3 protein-coding genes are annotated in these 20,789 nt (G+C 50.2%); all 3 read right to left on the bottom strand.

Going from position 1 to position 20,789, the window contains the following annotated elements; translation table 11 throughout:
* Window positions 1-113: 113 nt before the first annotated feature.
* The 3 genes from ACO08I_RS01470 to ACO08I_RS01460 are packed head-to-tail and all read right to left on the bottom strand — an operon-like array spanning window position 114 to window position 20,654.
* A complete protein-coding gene (locus ACO08I_RS01470; RefSeq protein WP_282776802.1) occupies window positions 114-809 on the bottom strand; it encodes a PKD domain-containing protein in 696 nt (231 codons plus the stop codon).
* A gap of 3 nt (window positions 810-812) precedes the next feature.
* Window positions 813-8,156: a PKD domain-containing protein gene (locus ACO08I_RS01465; RefSeq protein ID WP_421948259.1), complete on the bottom strand. Its 7,344-nt coding sequence runs from the start codon at window positions 8,154-8,156 to the stop codon at window positions 813-815.
* Between the two features lie 33 nt (window positions 8,157-8,189).
* Window positions 8,190-20,654 (bottom strand): PKD domain-containing protein, encoded by a 12,465-nt coding sequence (locus ACO08I_RS01460; RefSeq protein WP_282777478.1) that lies wholly within the window; start codon window positions 20,652-20,654, stop codon window positions 8,190-8,192.
* Window positions 20,655-20,789: the final 135 nt, after the last annotated feature.

The following is a 20,789-nucleotide window of genomic DNA, read 5'->3' as shown; positions in this document are numbered from 1 at the left end:
GAAGTTACTGTTTTTCTCCTCCTCACTGGTCAATCCTTATCAGCGCAACATTTACCTTTGGCTGTCCAAAACACTGAAAAAGAGGTAAGCTCAAGCAGGATCAAAACAACACCTTACTCTACCACAAACTGCCGCCGCACCGGCTCTGACCAAGCGCCATCATTGTCTTTCACTCTAACCTGTACAGCGTAAGTGCCCGGACCGGGGTAGATGTAGTCCAGCTCAGATCGTTCCGTCTCAACGGTGTAGATGCCTTCCAGGGTAAACTCGTATGCCATGATCTCACCGCCCCAGTTGCCATCCTGATCAAAGCTTTGCTTGGCGTCAAAACGCATGTGGTAAGGTGCTACCTCGTCCACCTGTCCCGCAACCAGGGCAGCTACCGGCTTGTAATTGCCGATAGCCAGAATTTCCACCAGGGCGGTTCCGGAAGCTCCAAATGGGTCTTCTGCCGACAAAACGAAAGAATGAGTACCCTCCTCCAGGGCCTGCAAAGTTAAGGTGCCCGTCTTTGGGGACTCTTCGATACGGGCATTATTGAGTATAAAGTCACCGGACCTGACCACTGCGCCGTTGAGTTTGGACATACTGAGCGTGTGGTCGTTTTGGTCATCCTCAATGCTATAGGACAATTCCATCAACTGCCCGGCACTGACCTTAAGGGTATCCTCGTACACATCAGTGCCGTTCACCAACAGGATAGGCGGCTGTCCGTCGCCGTTGCCATTGTTTTCTTTTTTACAGCCAGCGAAGATTAGGCCTGCCAGGCAGCAGGTCATGATCGCGAAAGTTTTGAAGTTTCTGGGCATGATTTATTGCTTTACGATTTTAGTAATGGTTTGCTGGCCGTGCCCCTGTATACGCAGGTAGTACATGCCTGAGGGCAGGGCATCAAGGTTATTAAGCTGCCAGCTCCGGGGCTCTGGCCCGATTTCCAGCTGCTCAGTTGTTAACGTCCGGCCGAGGGCATCTGCGAGGCTTATGGCATACTGCCCTTTATGCTGCGCCGTCAGCACTGCAGTAAGGGTGGAACGGAACGGGACCGGGAATACGGTGCCCCGCACTTCGCTGCTCCCCTGCATTTGGCTGGAGCGTTCGTCCAGGCCCGGGCCAAAGCCCTGATAGGGCAATACTTCCACTAAATCCGGCATCATTTCGTTATTGGTACATCCATCCGGGTCTGTGACTTCCAGGGAAACATCAAACATGCCCGGCAGATTGTAAAAATAGAAAGGCTCCATAGCGGTGCTCCATCCGCCGTCTCCAAACTGCCAGTAATAGCTATGCCCGTTGGCAGGAGCCGCAGGCAGGAATTGCACCAGGCCTCCTTCTTCAAGGGTACCTTCAGGCGTGACGGTGAACGCAGCTTCCGGGGCCTGTATTTCTACTGCATATTGCAGCCTATCAGACTGGCACCCTTCGACAACTGCTTCCGTATACAATACCGCATTTGTGGCATAGCCTTGGCTCACGAATACATCACCCTGAGCAGCGGGGTCGGACTGGGACAGGCTTTCGTACCAGCTGATGGTGGCATCCGGGTAGCCAGGGACGGTGGCGGCGAAAAAGGCAGGCTCATTTTTACAAACGGCTGCCCCGCCATTAGCGGTGATCACAGGCTGCGGGATATCGGCTTCCAGGTTATCCACCTCGACGGTGCCTTCAGTAGCAAGCCCCATAGCGTCGGTGACGGTTACGGTGTACATACCTGCTTCCAGGCCCGTAAGTGTTGCGCCAGTCTGCCCGTTGCCCCACGTGAAGTTGTACGGGGGCATACCGCCCTGTACCGTCACAGTTGCTGAACCGGCAGTGCTGCCTGCGCAAAGCACGTCTTTCGTATTAAAGAGCAACAATAGCTGTTCTTCTGCTTCTACGTCCAGGCTCTGAGCCGTTACCGAACTACAGCCCGACTGGCTCACCACTTCCAGGGAAGCTTCGAAGGCCCCGGGGATAGAATAGGTATGCTGAACACTCTGGCCCACAGCTGTATTTCCATCACCAAAGTCCCAGTTGTAATTGGCATAACCGGCGTTATTGGCCTGGAAGGATAAGCTCTCGCCAACCTGAGCATTCCCTGCCACTTCAAAGGAAGCGTCTATTGTTTCCACCTCGAAGGCAGCGGATGCCAGGGCTGAGAAGCAGCTTCCACGCTGAGCCTGCACCTGTAGTTTTAGGGAGTCGCCTTCTGCCACAGCCAGATAACTGTTGCCCGCCCCCAGCAGGGCACCGGACTCATTGTACCAGAAATACTGGTCCACCACCTGTCCGGAAAAGGCCGTTGCCAATACATTTGAACCGCCACAAAGGGGCAGGCTCGCAGACAGGTTGATAGCAGGAATATTGGGTGTCGGGAAAAGTGCATTGAGGCTAAAGGATTTCTGAGCGCTATTGCCTTCGCTATCCGTGATGGTCACGGCATATTGGCCCGCCGGCACTTGTTCAAGAACCTCGGCATTACTGCCCGTACTCCAGGCATAGGTAAACGGTGGTGTGCCATTCAGCAGCGTGGCTTCCACTACGCCGGTGGCTTCACCCGCACAAGCAGGCTGTCCCATTTCCAGGCTTACAGACAAAGCACCCTGAGCAATGACTTCTACAAAAGCAGGCTCTTGCACGGTCTGACTACAGCCCGATGGGCTTTCTGCCTGAAGGCTCACCGTGTATTGTCCTGGAGCATTATAGGTATGCACCGGGCTCATTTGAGTGGAAACCGTCCCATCACCAAAGGACCATAAGTAATCGTATGCTGCATCTCCATTGATAGGAGAAAAGCTGACTGTATTGCCGGCCGTGACAGTATTTGCAGAAGCCGTGAAGCCTTCATTGGGAGATTCAGATGCTATGGTGATCGGTGTGCGCGTACCGCTGCGGCAAGTGCCGGCCGCGGCTTCCACAAAGAAAGTCTGTGCAGCGCCTGCCAGCCCCTGTTGGCTGTAGGTCGGCCCACTGCCCAACAAATCGTTTCCGGAAGCGCTGTTGTACCAGAAGAAAGTGTTCGCAGCACCTGTATTGTCGTAAGCATAGAGCAACAGGAAGCCATCGCCACAAATAACATCATTGTTTGAGGCCGCCTGTGGTGCAGGGAGTGGAGGCACATTGCTTCCTACTGTTGCCTGTGCTACCGCTGTAATGCCTTCCACATCGGTAACTGTTACGCTGTAAGTGCCCTCGCTCACGCCCTGCAGGGCTGGGCCAGTGGCACCATTGCTCCACTCAAAAGTATAAGGGCCGGAGCCGTTGAAGACCTGGGCCGCTACCGCACCATCTGTCCCACCGCTGCATTGCGTATTTACCGCTTCCAAAAGCAGTCCAAGCGCCTGGCCAAAGCCAACGGGGACAGCCTGTGTATTGGATACGGCACAACCGGATCCGTCAGTTACCGTCAAAGTTGCGAGGAAAGTATTTTCTGTGGTGTAGGTGTGAGCAGGAGTTTGGCCACCGGAAGTGGAACCATCCCCAAAGGCCCACTCATAGATATAATCCGGGTTGATTTCATCTGGTGTGAAAGCCACCTCGTCACCGGTTAGGATATCAGCCGGACTAAAGGTAAAGCCAGCATCAGGGCCACTGGCAGGGACTTCCACCATCACCCGGCTGCTGTTGCAGTTGCCCAACTTTGCTGCTACGTATACGGTATCTGTATCAGTGATAGGGCCAAATGGGAAAGTAGCGCCTGCGTAGATGAGGTTGCCACCAGTTGGGGCATCGTACCAAAGGTAATCAGCCTGCGAAGGGTTATTGCCTGCGATCAGGTTAATTACAGTGCCAGGGCATGCCCCTCCGGCAATGGTCACTTCAGGGGTAACCAAAGCCCCGGCAGGGCTATTCAATTCAACTTCGGCAGAGGCTGTATTGCCTAATCCGTCCGTAACGGTCACTTCATAGGTGCCCATAGACAGCCCATCCCGGTCTTCCGTAGTAGGGCCATCTGCCCATTCTATGCTATATGGCCATGCACCGCCTTCTACCGACAAGGCTAAAGTGCCATCGGTTGCATCCGGGCAGGTAGGCCCCTCTGCGTCTATGGCAAGCTGCAGCCCGCCACCAGGCAGCACCTGCACGGTTTGCGCCTCCGTTGCCTGACAGCCGTTCTCTGTAGTGGCTTCCAGCATTACGGTGAAGAATCCGGGGCCGTTGTAGGCATGCATGGCACTAAACCCGATAGCTCCATTGCCATCGCCAAATGACCAGGCGTAGGTTTGATCGCCCGGGCCGCTCTGAGCAACGAAAGTTATGGGTTCGCCGGCCGCCGTTACCACTGGTGAGGTGGAAAATGCCGCGTCTGCTGCTTCCACTTCCACAAAAACAGGCGTACGGGTAGCGGAAGTACAGCCCTGGTATCGTGTTTCCACAAAATAGGCCTGTGCTTCGGTGAGTGCATTGAGTTCCAGATAACTGCCGGTAAAGACCGTCGTGCCGCCAACCGGCGCATCGTACCAATGATAGGCCGCACCGGGCACCTCTGCAGTAGCTGCAAGCCAGGCGGTCCCCTCAGCGCATACCGGGCCTGCCTGTGCCTGCCCAACCTCGGGTGCCGGTAGTTCATCAATTAATGCAGGGAGTGTGGTTGTGGCAACAGCTGTGGCCCCATTCACATCTGTCACCGTAACTTCGTAGGTGCCGGTGGGCAATCCAGTACGGACATTGCCATCCGCACCATCTTGCCATTCAAAAGTGTAAGGAGGCTGGCCGCCAAAGACCAGGGTGTTGATCGCCCCGGTTTCATCTTCCGGGCAAAACGGGTATTCCAAAGCAAACGCAGCAGACAGCAGCCCGTTCGGCGCTTCATAAACATTGACAAAACGGCGTTCAGCAGCGGTGCAACCGGATTCGGCCTGTACTTCAAGTTTTACTTCATACAATCCTTCCTGTGTATAGCTGTGGGTAGCCAAGGCACCATCGGCAGCTGAACCATCCCCAAATGACCATGCGTAAGAAGCGCCCGGCACAGTGGCCTGGGCAGCGAATGTAATTTCCTGGTCAACTGATGCGGTAGGTGCACTAATATTGAAGTTCGCTGCTACTGATTCGTACTGAATGGTCACCGGAGTCAGGTCAGAAATACACCCCTCATCCCGTGCCTGAAGGTAGAGGGTATCCAACAGGTCACTGCCTTGTGCCTGGATAGAAGCGCCAGCATAAAGCACTTCCTGCCCCAGGGAATCTGCATACCAAAAATAAGACAGCCCTTCGCTTTGATTGGCGGCAGCGGCCCATATTGGTGTGCCCGGGCAAGCTGGTTGCCCACCATTCACCACAGCCAGAGGCGGGTCTAACTCATCCAATGCGCCCACTGTGGCACTGCCTACGGTGCTGTTGCCTTCACTATCGGTAACGGTCAGGAAATAGGCCCCGCTACTCACACCGTTTTGATAAGCTTCTGTACTGCCATTGCTCCACTCGTAGCTATACGGAGGCGTACCGCCTATAGCATGGGCGGAAAGGGTTCCTGATGGGCTGCCCTGGCAACGGGCGGGCTCCGATAATGGTAAGGCTAAAAGGGTGGCCTCCCCACCGCCGCCTGAGCCGCCATCTGGTGCCTGTATAATTTGGATCCTTAGGGTTTCTTTGGCGGCACAACCTGATTGTACCGCAACTGAAGTAAGCATTACCTCGTAAATACCCGGCTCTGAGTAAGTGTGCTGCATATCCGGGAACTGCCCGTTGGGCGTGTTATCGCCCCAATCCCAGGACAATATGGTGCCCAGGTTCGTATTCAATGCAGAAAACTGAATTGGGGTCCCTGGGTAAGCGACCTCCAGGGTTGAAGTAAAGCGTGCATCCGGATTATTTACCTGAATATTTACCGGGGTACGGTCTGACACACAGCCGCCTCTGCGGGCTTCCACGTAGTAGGTATCGCTTTCCTCTATGCCGAAGAGCAGGAAGGTATTGCCCACAAAAACCGGGTTGTTGCCCAAAAAAGTGGGGTACCAATAATAAGTCACCCCTTCATCATCTGAATAAGCTGTAGCCCAGGCATCGCCACCGGCACAAATGGCATTGCCACCATTTACGATTACCGAAGGTGGTGCAGGGCCATCGATTTCTGCTCCAACTATGACTTGTATGCTGGCTCCCAGCCCGTTGGCATCCGTGATGGTAGCGCTATAGATGCCGGGGGACAGCCCGTTGAGGGCTGGCTGTGCGCTGCCGTTGCTCCAGGCATACGTATAGGGGCTTTGCCCGCCCTGAATCTGTAATTGGATAGACCCGCTATCGTCACCGGCACAAGTGGCGTTGGTGACAACAGGCAGTAGCTGCATCGCTCCGCCCCAGACATTGACAAATTGAGAAGTGTTTGCCACGCAGCCTTCCGGGCTTTCTACCTGAAGGGTTGCTTCAAAAGTGCCCGACAGCAGGTAGGTATGATCATGCGGGCCGGGCCCGGAAGCACTGCCCCCATCGCCAAAAGACCAGGTGTAGGTGTAGCCTGCCTGCTGAGCGGCTGCCTGGAAAGTCGTGGGCTCGCCCAAAGGCAGGGCTGATGTGCTGATACTAAAACCGGATTCGATGGCAGGCACTTCTATATTGACCGGTGTCAGTGCAGAGGCACAACCACCAATCCGGGCCTCTGCCCAAAGCTGCTGGCTGCTGCTCAGGCCAAAAAGCGTGAGCTGGCTGCCTGTGTAGAGCAACTGCGCACCGGAAGCGTCTCCGTACCAGCGTATTTCCGCGCCTGGGCGGTCAGAAAAAGCCGCAACCGTTACGTCATCACCTGCGCACGCCTGTCCGTTGCCATTGGCGATTACGGTAGGGGCTTGCAGGGTGCCGCTGGCCAAAAGGTCAAATACCGCTTCCCGCTCATTGCCCTGTGCATCGGTTACGGTCAGGCCGTAGCTGCCTGGCAACAAGCCGGCTACAGTTGCAGTGGCTTCCCCATTTTCCCAGGCGTAGGTGTATGGCGGCGCTCCGTTGATGGCTTGCGCCGTGATGCTTCCTGAGGGGTCATCGTCACAGGCAGGGGCTTGCTGCGCAAACAACACGTCTATGCCCGTAGCGCCAACACTGAGGTATTGTTCCGTCCGGCTGATACAACCATCTGGTGTGGCCATTTCCAGCGACACTACATAATTACCAGCAATGGTGTAGGCGTGGCTGGGCATGGGCGCTGTACTCGTAGCGCCATCTCCAAAATTCCAGGCGTACGCATATTGCCCGTCGTTGACTGCCGGGGTGAATATTACGGTATCCTGTATGGAAGGGGCATTATTATTTAGCGTGAACGCTGCACTTGGCACGGGCAGTACTTCCACGTCGATTGCAGTAGGGGCAGACAGGCAATTGCGGACATTGGTAAAAACCTCCAGCTCCCTTGAAAAAGCAATTTCGGGTAAGTATAGTGCGTTGCCTTCCTGAATAAAGTTGCCGAAATTGTCAAACCATTCGTAAGCAGGCATCTCAGTTTCTGCACTGAAACTGAATAGATATACATCCTGGCCCGCACAGAGGGTGTCTTCTGGCGCTGCTGCCAGTACCGGTGACAAAATTGCCCGGTTGAGATTCAGGATGTCTACGCTATCGACCTTCGCAAACCCATTATCGTCTGTGATGGTCAGGTAATAACGCCCCTGACCGATGTTATCGATCCGGTCCGCGGTGGCTCCGGTGCTCCAGAGGTAGTCATAGGGTGGCAAACCACCGGTCACGTTAGCTTGTGCAAAGCCGAAAGTGTCGGCAGCACAGAGCACATCGTCTTTAGTGAAATTGGCCTGAATGCGCACCGTGAAGATCGTGTCCGGCTGAGCAAAGCTGCCCACGGTTTTATTCGTACTAAAAAGTTCTGTAGTGGTGCAGGGCAAGACCACATCTGTACTGGCATCGTATACCTGGAAGGTGATATCGTCCTGGGCACCGCTTACGGAGTAAACAAACAAGCTGACAATATAGCGATCAAGCGCTGCTACGTAGGCCGGGCTCGATACACCACGGATACCATTGGAATTGCCTACGAAAGCCGCAACCCGGTCATTGGGGTCAACGGACTCCTCCCCTTCTATATCGATCACTGCCGTAATGACCATGCTATTGGGGTAGTTGGCCGGGGCTACGGACCAGGTGGATTCGTCGAAGCGGTCGGCAGTGTCTTGAGCCAGTGCAGCACTACTACACCAAGCCATAAGGATCAAAAATATAAAATATACTCTAGGTGCCATGGAGCTAGTTTTTTCTCATTTTTATAATGAACACTATGGCCGGGGGCTTTGCTTGATTATTGGCAAGGCTAAACGATGCCCCCGGTCTGTTCTCAATTGCAATAAATAAGTACCGTCTGAAATATCTGGTGTCAGACGAATGCTGCGCTTCCCAGCTTCCCAAACCGATTGTATCCTTTCGATTCGCTGACCGGAAATAGATAGCAACTCCAATTCGAAAGATCCGCCGTAGGGAAGATCCAGCATTACATCGAGGTAATGGCTAAAGGGATTGGGCGTTGCCTGGAGTTGAATTTTCCCCTCAGGCAGTTCCAGCGTTTGTGTTGCTGCTCCCACCCAGATATCGTACAATCCATATCCTGTGCATCCTGCAAGATCGGTCCGTGCCAATGAAGCCTGATAATGCCCTGGCAATTCGTACTGATGGAGTGGCGCAACGAGATTGCTTACTGCACCGTCTCCGAAGGACCAGGCAAAACTACCGGTATTGTCGCCCGGCAGGAATTGTACTGCGGTGGCAGTAGTCAGCTCTTCCGGTGGCGCGATGGTAAAGCCCGCGTCTGGCTCATAAATGTCAATAGTAGTTTCCAGCGGTTCTGACTGGCATCCCCGGTAGACTGTTGAAGCGTAAGCGGTGAATTGCGATTGTAAGTGCTCAAGCAACAGGGTATTGCCCTCTTCCAGGATTTCACCCTCACTATTTTGCCAGATCACGGTAGCCTCCTGATTTGGGGGCATAGCATGCAGGACAACATCAGTGCCGCTACAAGCGGGGTTGTATGTGGATAGCTCTACCGTTGGAGCGGGGATTGCTATTTCCAGGTTTTCCAATACTAATGTATCTACAAAGGAAATACCTTCCTGCCCGGTAATGGTAACGGAATAGTCGCCAGAGCTAAGACCAGCCAGGGAAGCGCCAGAAGCACCATTACTCCATTCGTAGGTGTAAGGAGCAGTGAGGCCACTTACCATGGTGACGCTAAGTGAACCGCTGGTATCTGCTTCACAGTAGGTATTCACACGCTCATAGATCGCGCTCATGGTTTGGTTCTCAAAGGCATATGGGGCTGTAAAGCTGCCCACAATACCATTAGGTTCGTACACCAGGGTTTCCTTAGCCAGGTAAACCTGGCCCTCGCTTGCATCGTACATCAGTATCTCCACCACATCTCCCGCATTGGTTCCATAGATAAACATGGGTGCCATATAATCACCCAGAGCAGGAATGTGGCTAATGTGGGCTGCGCCTCGGCACTCTCCATTTACATAGGCAGCGATTTTGTCACCCTGATCCAGGCTTTGTACCTCATCAAATAAGGCTACGCCGGTCACGACCATGCTGGAAGGATACTCAGAAGGATCTACAGACCAGGTTGATGGATCGGATGGCACGAAAGCAGCGATACGCTCTCCGCTCCCATCGGATACCGGAGCGGCAGTGAGTGGAGAAGTAGCGCCATCATATAGCATGACGGCGTTGGCTGCTGCCACCCGAATTTGATAAGCAAAGTTTGGCCGGATCACTTCCATGCCGCTGCCCAGGCCAAATAGCCATTGGGAAAGCCCCTGATCGTATTGGGCAACCATGTTCGCGGATAAGCCTGGTAGTGTCGGATCCTGTGCTACGGTAGTCAGGAAGTCTCCGTTTGATATGTTTGAAACATTAAAGGCGTCGTTGATAGCTATCGTATCCTGGACAGGAGCTCCGACTAAATTCCAGCCCTGTTCTAAAATTATGGGCCTGAACTCAGCATCCATACCGGTTACCCGTATTGTATCATCCACGCCGCCCAGGAATAAAATGTAACCTTCTTCAGCTTCTATGCTATCCAGGCCATTGGTGCTTAACCAACCTATACCTTCTACGTAGCCTGCTGACTTATTTTCTGTTTTGATGATATCACCATTCTGGAGGAACTTCAATTCCCGCAACTGTTCATCAACAGCCATATCCTCTTCCTGGCTGTTAAAGGAAAGCCAGGTAATGCCACCACCACCGTCTTCCTCTCCGTTCACCGGAATGTAACGGGCTAGGTCACGGTTACGGTCTACCATGAGGATTTCCGGATCTCCAAACGAGCCGATGGACTGAGCATCATCAAAGAACAAACTGTCGACCGGATAGCCATTGTATTCCCGGCCTTCATTGGCATCCCAAACCCTGAACTCTAATGGTGTGCCAATATCCTCCGGATCACCGTAAACCAGCATGAAGGCGGCATACTGCCCTACCTGTGTGCTGCTGATTCTGGCTACGCCCCGGATCTCATTGCCGATCCAGGCACTGATAATATCCATCGTATCTCTCGAGGTAACACCCGGTGCATTTGTGAATTCAAAATTCGTGATGACGGGGGTACTCGTAGCGTATTGAGAAGGATCGACCACCCAATAGGGAGGCTTAGCCAAGACGTTGACTTTAATCCTGACAGAATCTACACCCTGGTTCATCAGCCCAGAGGTGGATACAAAGCGAATAACCGCTGTGGTATCCCCTACCGGAAGCTGTGAGCCATCTATAGTAAAGGTAACCGCTCTGCCCGTTGCAGCAGGCACAGAACCAGTGGTCGGATCAACCGTCAACCACGGGTAATCTGCATTACCGTCCGTTACATAATTGATGAAACCAATGTCATCATTATAGAAAATGACGGTATTGAGCTCTCCCTCACTATCCTGATAGATGGTCGTCTCCAGGAGGGTATCCTGAACAAAGATATCCCTGGCAACGACTCTGAACTCCCATCTGAAGGTATCGAGGTATCGATTACCAACCTCATCTTCCAGATCATAGACTATGGCATCAAGAATTTGACCGTCGTAGTCCAGCAGCGTGGTATTATCGGGTTGGAAGACCAGTTTATTTTCATTCGCAAAGCAGAATACCTCTCCGGGCACGGTATTGCCAGAGGCTCGCTCTGTGACTTCAAAGGTAAAGTTACCCAGCTGCGCACAATCCAGTTCTTTATTAACCTTGATGCTAATCTCATCACCAGCCTGCCAGATACCGTCTGCCGGTTCCGTCAGGGCAAATACATCGCCGGTTTGCCGGCGGATTTGCCCGCGGATGATATTGGACTGCACTTCTCCGGATGTACCGCAGAAGGAAATCGCCCGTACTTCGTAGATACCATCAGGGTATTCCTCATACAGCTCTGTGATATCCCAGACAAAAAAGAACTTAGGTATCTGCCCGGGCCCAAAGTTTTCTTCGTTATAAGCAACCAGGGAATCACTTTTTACGACGTAGTTTGGATCTAACTGAGAGGTAGGGATGCGTTCCCACCCTGAACCATCGCCAATACGGCGGTACTCCAGGTAGATTTCTTCCAAAGCCGGATTGTCCGCTTCGTAATCCCGAATTTCAATGGATAAACTCTCAAAGCTATCATCTAAAAATGGGTTTCGTCTCGATATCAACCAGTCATTCCCTGGTGAAGCAATGCTGATATCGCTGCAGGGGTAGTCGAAATTGGCACTAATCGTAACCGTATCCCGTTGACCCAGCAAAAACAGATCGCCATCCGTACAACTAGGTCTCAAAACGACGTAGATACTATCAAACTGATAATTATTGACTGACCGGGTAAGGGTAAGCGGGAGGATGATAGGCTGATTAGGATTAATAAAGGTTAACGTTTGCCCACTTTGATTACCTCCTCCCAGCAATCCGCCATTCAGTCGCAAGGTTGCGCCGTTTTCATTACTTTCTCCTTCATGATAAACGAAAAGGTCTCTTTGTTCTCCAAAAGGGTTAAGGTTAGTGAGCTGAACGAAGAACTCAGCCGGTTCGTCCGGGTTCAGGTTGAGCAGCTCTTGAGAATCGAAAGTAGACTCTGTTTCGGGATCATAAAGTGAAATATCGAAGATATCCCTTAGAATGGTGCCTTCCTCAGGTGGGCAACTGGACCGACCGCCGAGCAATTGGAAGTAAGGCGTATGCCCCGGGTCCCGCCCTTTGATTGCCGTAACGCTGAACTGGTCGCCAGGATCGTCATCAGAAAGGGTGTAGCTGATAGTAGACTCCACCTCTTTAGAGTTATAGCGGTCTTTGCCCCACTCGAAGTTAAGTTCGATTTGTCCTCCCAGCTTATTTTCAGCAACGGCTATATCCGTAATAAGACCAAATCCCCCCGAGGCACGTGCCTTCAGGTAGCCTCCCAGGATCAGAGAGAAATCTACAAATCCCCGGGTTGACCACTTGCTGCTGGTCGTACGATTGACAGTCCGGGTTTTAGTAACATCTACACCCGCAGAGAATGTAGTATTTTCTACTTCCGGGAATATCCCCTCGAGCGTGGTAATATCAGAAATTCGCTCCTCTACATCATCAATGGAAAGATAAAGGGAGTCTACCCACAGGTCAACAGCTCTTGATGCCTCTTCATACCGCTCAGCCAGATCAGTTGTAAAAATAACCTCATCCAGGGGTTGGTTGAGAATAAAGCTGTCCTGAGCATTGTAAGAGCCAATTTCTCCACAGAAGCCAGCCCTTGCATCTCTGGCGTTTTGTATCCTGGTAATAAAATCCTCATCCGGGTCAGCATCGGGCGTGAAATCATCTGGCTCTTCTCCAAATACACCTACGTCTAAGCCCTGTACGAAAGTCTGGAAATTGTCAAACTCAATTGATTCATCCCACAGGGAATCGGCATTGAGCTGCTCGGCACAAAGCTGGTAATAAGGAACAGATTCGCGGGCATGATAATCAAGCATCGCCTGCCAGTTATTGGCAAGCGCGCTGAGCCGTCCGATAGCTTCAGTTGTATCCAGCACTTCTCCATTCACCTGAAGCTCCAGTGTTCCATCTCTCACCTGATCCACCTGGTCGAGCTTCTCATTTCTCAATTGCTTGATCTGCCCAACTGTATAAAACCAATCCGTCTTTATCTCATTCAGCGTAATATCAATAGTTTGGACTTTGACAAATTTGCAGCTATCCTCGAGATATCGCACTTCTTCAATCAAGCCATATTGAGTTGAAGCTCCAATCCCCACCAGGACATCAGCATCCGGTCCTACGAAGTCACTTGTAGCCGAAGTGGAGATTTCCTGGGTTGTCGTAATGGAGAGTTCATAAGTATCCTCATCAGCGGTACTTCCTCCAGCCAGGGCATCAATTTCTAAAAATAAGCCTACCGTACCCACTGCAAACTTCAAGTCAGTTACCACACCAGCACCTCCCCGGAAAGAGAACAGCTCCGTAAGTGATTTTGTAATGGTAGTCCCTTCTTCAATAGAGCTGAAACTACCATCTCCGTATGGGTCACGAAGCACATAAATAGGAAGTTTAATCTGGCCTTCCTGATCTCTTATGTCCACAATAACATCACTGCCCGGCAATGGCGCAGAACCGGTAATAACAAATGGGATATTGACTTCTGATAAAAGGTCGCCAACTGCAGAGAAATACTTGATATTAACCCCCTTCCGGAAAGGCGCAACAAGGTTGGGGGCACCGGCAGTGAAAAGGTGTTTTTCAAAACCATTCAATTCCGGCAGGTAGTTCAATGTATCACGGGTGTTGGATTTGGCAGCAGCATTGGTTACCACTAAGAACCCTTCGTCTACACTGCAGGTAAGCCCGTTAATGGTTTCTTCAACACTGAATGTCAGATTGTAATTGCTGTTTTGCCTTAATATCCGAGGCTCAGAGGCATCCCCACAGAACAACTCTCCGATTTCGTTCGACACATCGATTGTTGCAGGCTTATGATACACCAGCTTTGTGAATAGCAGGGAATCCAATACTTCCTGGCTGTAGTCGTTTTTGAAATTATCGATATGGGTACGCTCCAAATCTATTTCAGTTGGGCGATAACGGAGATAGTCCGTGATCAACAGATTTTCTACCGTTGCCGGCACTCCCGACCTGACTGTCACCACGAGGTCATCCAAAGGCGGCAAATTCGCTGTTACCTTACCTGAAATATTATTGGTAGCTACAATTTGCTGGTAACAACCATCTCTTCGGCTGATTTCAATATTAAAGCTGCCATTACTCGAGGCAGGCAAACCACAAACCGTCGTTACAAAGAACTCCGCTTCATAAGTAAGGGTATCAACAAAGTCAATTTGATAGTTTTGCCTGAAATTAGAAAAGTCTGTAAAGACGGTTGCGCTATCTGTTTTAAACAGATGCAGGATAGTGTCAGCATTATTGCCCATTACATCTGACCTGATCTGGAAGGAATCAATTTCTATCCGAATCTCTTCCAACCCGGCCTGACCTGGTTGAAGCACCAGGGAATACTTGCCTTCTTCATCTGTCATAACCTCATCCACGGACTCTGACCCGTTAGAAAACCTGTGTACTGATCTCACCGTGATGCTGTCTAGCCCGCAACTCACTCCTTCGTAAGCAACTGTTCCTTGTGCAATAAAAGCGGTATTATCAATGAATATGATATTGGACTTCACGGGGTTATCCGGTGAGATCACCACCGGAATCGGATTCACCAGGAAGACATGATCCAAATAGGAAGCGGTCAGGGTGTAGTTGACCGTCTCGTCAGCGAAGAATACACCGTCGATATAGAAATGACCATTGACATCCGTAAGGCCGGAATATTCATATTTTTCGCCATTAATAATCCCCTCGGCAGTTATGGTAACTCCCGGAACCGGTGCACTTCCAATTGCGGTAAACACATCGCCTTCAAACACGCCAATCGCTTTACGGAAGCCTTTATCTGATTTAGGTATAGACTCCCGGTCTTCGGTGGTTAGTACCTTGACCTTGTAAGTGTATTCTCTGCCCGGCACACCATCCGTGTCCATGTATACGGATTCATTGAAGGCTGCATTGTGAATGAGCTCATCATCCCTGTAAATATTAAAGCCGTTGATGTAATCACGGTTGCCGGTAAATTCCCATGCCACACGGGTGCGGTTGGAGAATTGGCCATCGCTGGCGGTAACGGATATTAGTTTCTGATTCCAAAGTTCAAGCAAGTCCGGGGAGTAATAAAAGGCTCCTCCATCGCTGCCCCAATATGGTGCACCTACAAAGAAGCCACCGGTGGAGGCTGCCACACTAAAGCCGTAATCATCACCTGCGTCTCCCGTACCATCAGGAAGGCTTAATACATCGACATAATCAAACGTGTTACCTGATTTTTCATAGAGGAAGGCAAGACCTGTCCGATCAGAAACTCCACTTTCGATGCTTTGATGATTTCTCGCCCCCACTAACAGATATTTGCCAGATAAGGAAACATCGCTACCAAATTTATCAGTGTCAGAAGCATTGTCCAGCCCTGGTGGCGTAATCTGTTGAATTTCATCAGCTGTAGTGCCATTATCTTTGATCTGGTAAATATATACCTTCCCCCCCTGACTACCTGTTGCGCCTACCGCCATGAAATTGCCCTCGAGGTAAATAGACGTTCCAAATTCATCACCATTTTCTTCTCCTTCCGTTCTGTTAGCATGGACCAAGACGTTTCCATCTCGTCTGAAAATATCTACGAAGCCAGCCTCAGAAGTTGTGGTAGTTGTCGCACCAGCCACAACGTAGGAATCACTGGCATCCATAGATACATAATCCTGGGATCCTGTGTTGGCAGGCTGTGTAACTAATCCATTGAAGGTCGAAGGTTGCGCAAAAGAAAGAATTTCATTGTTTCCTGTAGCCTCCCTGGTGGTATAATATCGATTACCGGTAACAGCTACATCCTCTCCAAATCGACTATCATCTGTGCTAATTGTCCACCCGATTAAGCCACTTAAAGTACCTGTAAATCCAGATGGGATGTAATCTATCCAGCCCCAATTTATATCACCGTTTTTCTGAGTTCTGGGTGCTCCTACAGCAACTTCTCCTCCTACTACATCAACACTATACCCATAGTCATCAAGTGTCCAGGTAGCATCATTGCCATGCGAGTAAGAAAGCTTAAGATCCCATTCATTGGTAGTTGAATTTTTGGTAAAGAAAGAGGCAAAGCCACGACCTGTAAGAGGCGAGCCAACAATGACGTTATTCTGATCTGCTGCGACATCCCACCCAAAAGAGGAGGTTACGTTAGCATCAGATAAGACATTGTACCCTTTTCTGAGCAACCCAGGGTAACCCGAATCAGTAGCTGACACAGAAGGAAAATTAACGCCATAATCACTCCGGTAAGCTACTACAGTGTAAGTGTAAGTTCCACTAGGATCGTTGCCAATTCCGTTGAATACATCTGTAAACTTACGAAGCCCTCCTTCTACCGTACCAATTACAGTATTACCCCTCCTTACTTCAAAAAAGTCGATATTGGCTTCTAAAGGGCTATCCCAGCTCAATTCAACCCGGTTTTCATAGGTACCATCGGTGGCGACCAGGTTCATAGGCATAGGTGGGCGTGGATAAGAGGCAATGGTAGCCGTTTCCGAGTCAGAAAAATAGGTAACACCATCTCTTACGGATACTGCTTTGACCATGTAATCAATACTGGCCTGAGGGATTGCCAATTCGTCCTCAAACTCCAGTATATTATCTTCCAACTGATCCGGAAACAGCGTCAGCATAACTGACGAATCCTGCATTACATTATTCGCGTCAGTGTAAGAGATATCATACATCATTTCAAACCGGTCCACACCACCTGCATAATACTCAAAGGAAAGCATAGCATTACCAAGAGAGTCTACTGACATGGCCATCAAATTAACGACTGGCTTGAGCTTGGGGTAGGTAATGGTATCCATTGCTCCCTCCGATTGGAATTCCATGCCATCGCGGTTCAACAAGCTGATCACCGTATATTCATGGACGGACTCCGGGCTCCCTTCCTTATCCCAATATATACGCTCATCCGGGTCGAGTGTCGCGATCAGGTTATTATCCCGAAGCACCCGGAAACCATCCACCTCTTCTCCCATATAAGTCCATTCCACCCTGACTGCATTACTATCTTGCACAGCCAGCAAGCTAAGCGCAGGATCTCCAACAACCGGATAGCCAACAGTTACAGATTTGGGATCGGAAACAACTAAGCCGTTATCTTCAATCAGTATTGCACGAACCGTATAATTGTATGTCTGACCAGGCTTACCGGTCTTATCTTCAAAGGTCAGCTGTTCTCCTGCCTGTATGATGCCAATTACTTCATCATTTCTGGTTAGCTGGTAATAGGATACGTCACCTTTAGGATGGCTCCAGTTGAGGTTTAAAGTATTGGCATCACCAAAATACCCAACGGTAGCAGTTAGGTTTTCTACAGGTTGAAGCGCGGGAAAGGCGATAAACGCCCCAACTTCTTCTCCACGGATAATATCTCCGTTATCAATATAGTACGGACGAACGGTATAAAGGTATTCTATGCCTCCAACTCCTGTACTATCTATAACGTAATTGGGCTCCCGTCTTTGGACGTCTGCAATTTTTGCAAGACCACGGTAGACTTCAAACCCGTCATAACGACCCTCTGAAACAGACCAGCTAATGACGACCTGCCTCCAGGTCTTAAGCGCCTGCGCAGAGACCTTCACCACTGCCGCAACAGAGTCCACTCTGGGTAATGGAGGGGCATTTGAGGGTTCGAAAGTTTCTTCAAATTCAAGGACTTCTATATCATTTCCAGAAACGCCTCCTGCCGGACTCAGTGTCGCAGCAGGCACTTCAAGCGTCCGTCCTTCAGTATCCAAGATAAATGATACTACTTCGCTGTCAACTGGCAGGCAATCGAAAACAGCTGTACCAGACTCGTTCGTAAATACAGCGCCCAGTGGGCCTGAGCTCCCCAGAATATTAAACCTTAAACTGTCCATCTGCCTTCCATTGGCATCGGAGTCAATGTGGGCAATGACATAACCTCTGCCTAACCTTGAGCCCTGATCATAAACGGAGATGGAGGCAGCGCCTTCGTATATAGCTTGTACCGCATATTCATGGCGGACCGAAACCAACACATCATAGTCATAATACGCACGGGCGGTAGTGGGTAGGGTATCCAAAGCTACGCCATCCCGATAAACCACAAACCGGGATAGCTTGAAGATGGGATAGGTCCAGGTCAGCGCCACATGCATAGGGAAATGCTCCGAAGCATTGATATTCCCAGGTGCTTCAAGGGGGTTGTTCCCAAGCGGTACCGAAGCTGTCTGAGCATCGGCATCGGATGTGAATATCCTGCCATTTATGTTTCGAAATGCCCGAGCCTCGAAGTTTATTGAAATGGCACTTCCTCCGGTTGTGTTCGGGTAATAGGTTGCGCTGTTCTTATCTACATCGACGGTATCAAAAGGGACGCCATCTGCATAGAAAACAAACCCATCAAAATTGCTGTTGGCAGTGGAATAGCCTGCCCCAAGATTGACCGTAGCCTTACCCAGCGCAGGCACTACAGAATTAATGACCGGAGCTTCAATAACAGGAAAGTTCACCGGATTATTAGCGGCCGGAGTTCCGCTGCTCAGAGAAAGGGTGTCGGGCTGTAGCACGAAAGTTCGTACCGCATATTCCACACCTGCTCCCGGAAGACCCTGCAAGTCCAAAAATTCGTAATCATCCCCTTTTAAAATGGTGCCTATTTCTACGCCATCCCGATAAACCTTAAAGCCAGAGTAATTGTCAATCGTAGAAGCAGCCACCGGTACATCCCAGCTGACCAAAACCGCGTTCTCATTGACCTGCGGCGCAGCGTTTACATTATCCGGCTCAAAAAACGGAGGATACAGATTGCCATCAGAGCCCAAATAAGCGGATTCAAACGTTTCTTCTCCCAATACCGGTCCATTGAATTTTCTAAAGGCCGAGATATTATAATCGTAAACTGCGCCGGGAATACCCGTGTAATCTGAGAAAAAAGTTACGCCCTGGTCTAGCATGGCAATAAGGCTATCATTACGATAAACCTGAAATCCGTCGTAATTATTCGAAGTGTGGGTCCAGCTTAATGTCAGTATCCCCTCTGTTTCCGCGCTAAAATCATCCTGGACTATAAGGTTTTCAGGCGCTGTCACCTCTGGAAACTGAATCGTATCCTTTACAGATGCTATGGTAAACGAATCATTACGAATAGAATAGGCCCGAAGCTCATAAACGTAAAAATGCCCGGGTTTGCCAGTGCGGTCCGTAATGCTACCTGGCAATCCATCCGCATCGTCTTCTATCCCAATGAGGGTCCCATACCTGTACAATTGAAAGTGCGTAGTATCCGCATCAGAAAAATAGCTCCAGGAGAAATTGAGCACATCATCACCCGGGCTGGAAGTAAATGAATTCACTGCTATCGAATCGGGGCCGGTGCTGAGTGTTCCCCGGAAGGAAAAATTAATATCTAATGCAACCGGGCTCTCTACATCAAGTGTTACCTCCTGGCTGGCGGGAAGGAAAGCCCCTTCACCAGGGCGAGAGGGCGTAATGGTAAAGTTCCCTGTTCGCCCAAAGAATACAGGACTGAATGTATAGGCCCCCGTGTAATCTGTTATCGTGGAATCCTGAATTACCGAATCCAGAACTTCAACTTCATAAAATATTTTAACTCCTGAAAGGCCAACGCCCTCTTCACCACGGACAAAACCTGATATATTGCCAATAGGGTCTACGCCTCCCATATCCTGGTCTTGCACCTGAATAACATCTCCCTCTTCATCGACCAGTAAACTTATAGTGTACAAACTATTCAGCCCGTACGTTGGGATTGAGTCTACGTATTGCGTCACTGACGGGACCTCAATCACCTCAATAACCTCTCCGTCTCTTCGGATAACTAACTTATCAGCAAAGGCTGATACATCATCCCAAGTCATTTCCACCCGATCTGAAAAAGCAAAATCAGATGCCTGGAAGTTAATATCGTACGTACTGCCCTGGTCACAAACAGAAAAATCAGTCTCAGAAAAAGTAGAATCTACGAGCTCACTGAAGGTCCGGATGCAATATTCATACTCTATGCCATTCTCCAGGCTATTTTGATTGCCAAGCAAAAAGTTGTCCTCAAATGTAAAAACAGAATCAATAATAGAAGTTCCAGGAATAATCGCCGCAACAGTCTCTTCTGCCCCAACTTTTCGTATCACCTGGAAAGAGGAACTCAACTCAGACTTATTCGTCCAGGTGAGCTCTACCGCATCGGCACGAGTGGCATCTGTAGCAGTTACCCCAACCGGGGGCTGAAAAGCCAGGGTGCCGCCAGTTGCAGTCAAACTTGAACACCCCATCGCCGTAATTTCGTCACCGGGCCCGATTTCATAGAGGACAAGCTCATAATTAATGGATCGCCCCGGACCAACAAAGTGGCGGTAAACATTGTCTACCGGACCAGGCATAGCCTCATCTATGATCTCTGTATAGATGACAACACCGTTTGCTGTCAGCTCAAGGAATACACCATCTTCATAAGCTTCATCATTATTAGAAGCATCTTCAAAACAAACCTGAGATAAGTCCCACTCCACATCAATATAGGAGTCACTCATTCCGGAAGTGGCCGAAAAAGGTTGGGAAAAAGCCAGGTTGCAGCTCAAAATAAAGCAACAGCTCAACGCTATGGGGAATAGTCGAGTCATGAGTTTTAGGATTTGTTATCTGTCTCACACGCCCATCCAGATAGCTTATCTGAACAAAACGTATGTGAAAAAACCATTTTTGAAGAAAATCCCTGTTGTTTAGGTCGTCTCAAAGGCAGGAAACAGCGACTTTCC

The organism is Phaeodactylibacter xiamenensis, assembly GCF_965229835.1.
In the GTDB taxonomy this organism is placed as follows: domain Bacteria; phylum Bacteroidota; class Bacteroidia; order Chitinophagales; family Saprospiraceae; genus Phaeodactylibacter; species Phaeodactylibacter xiamenensis.
This window is presented reverse-complemented; position numbering and strand designations above follow the sequence as displayed.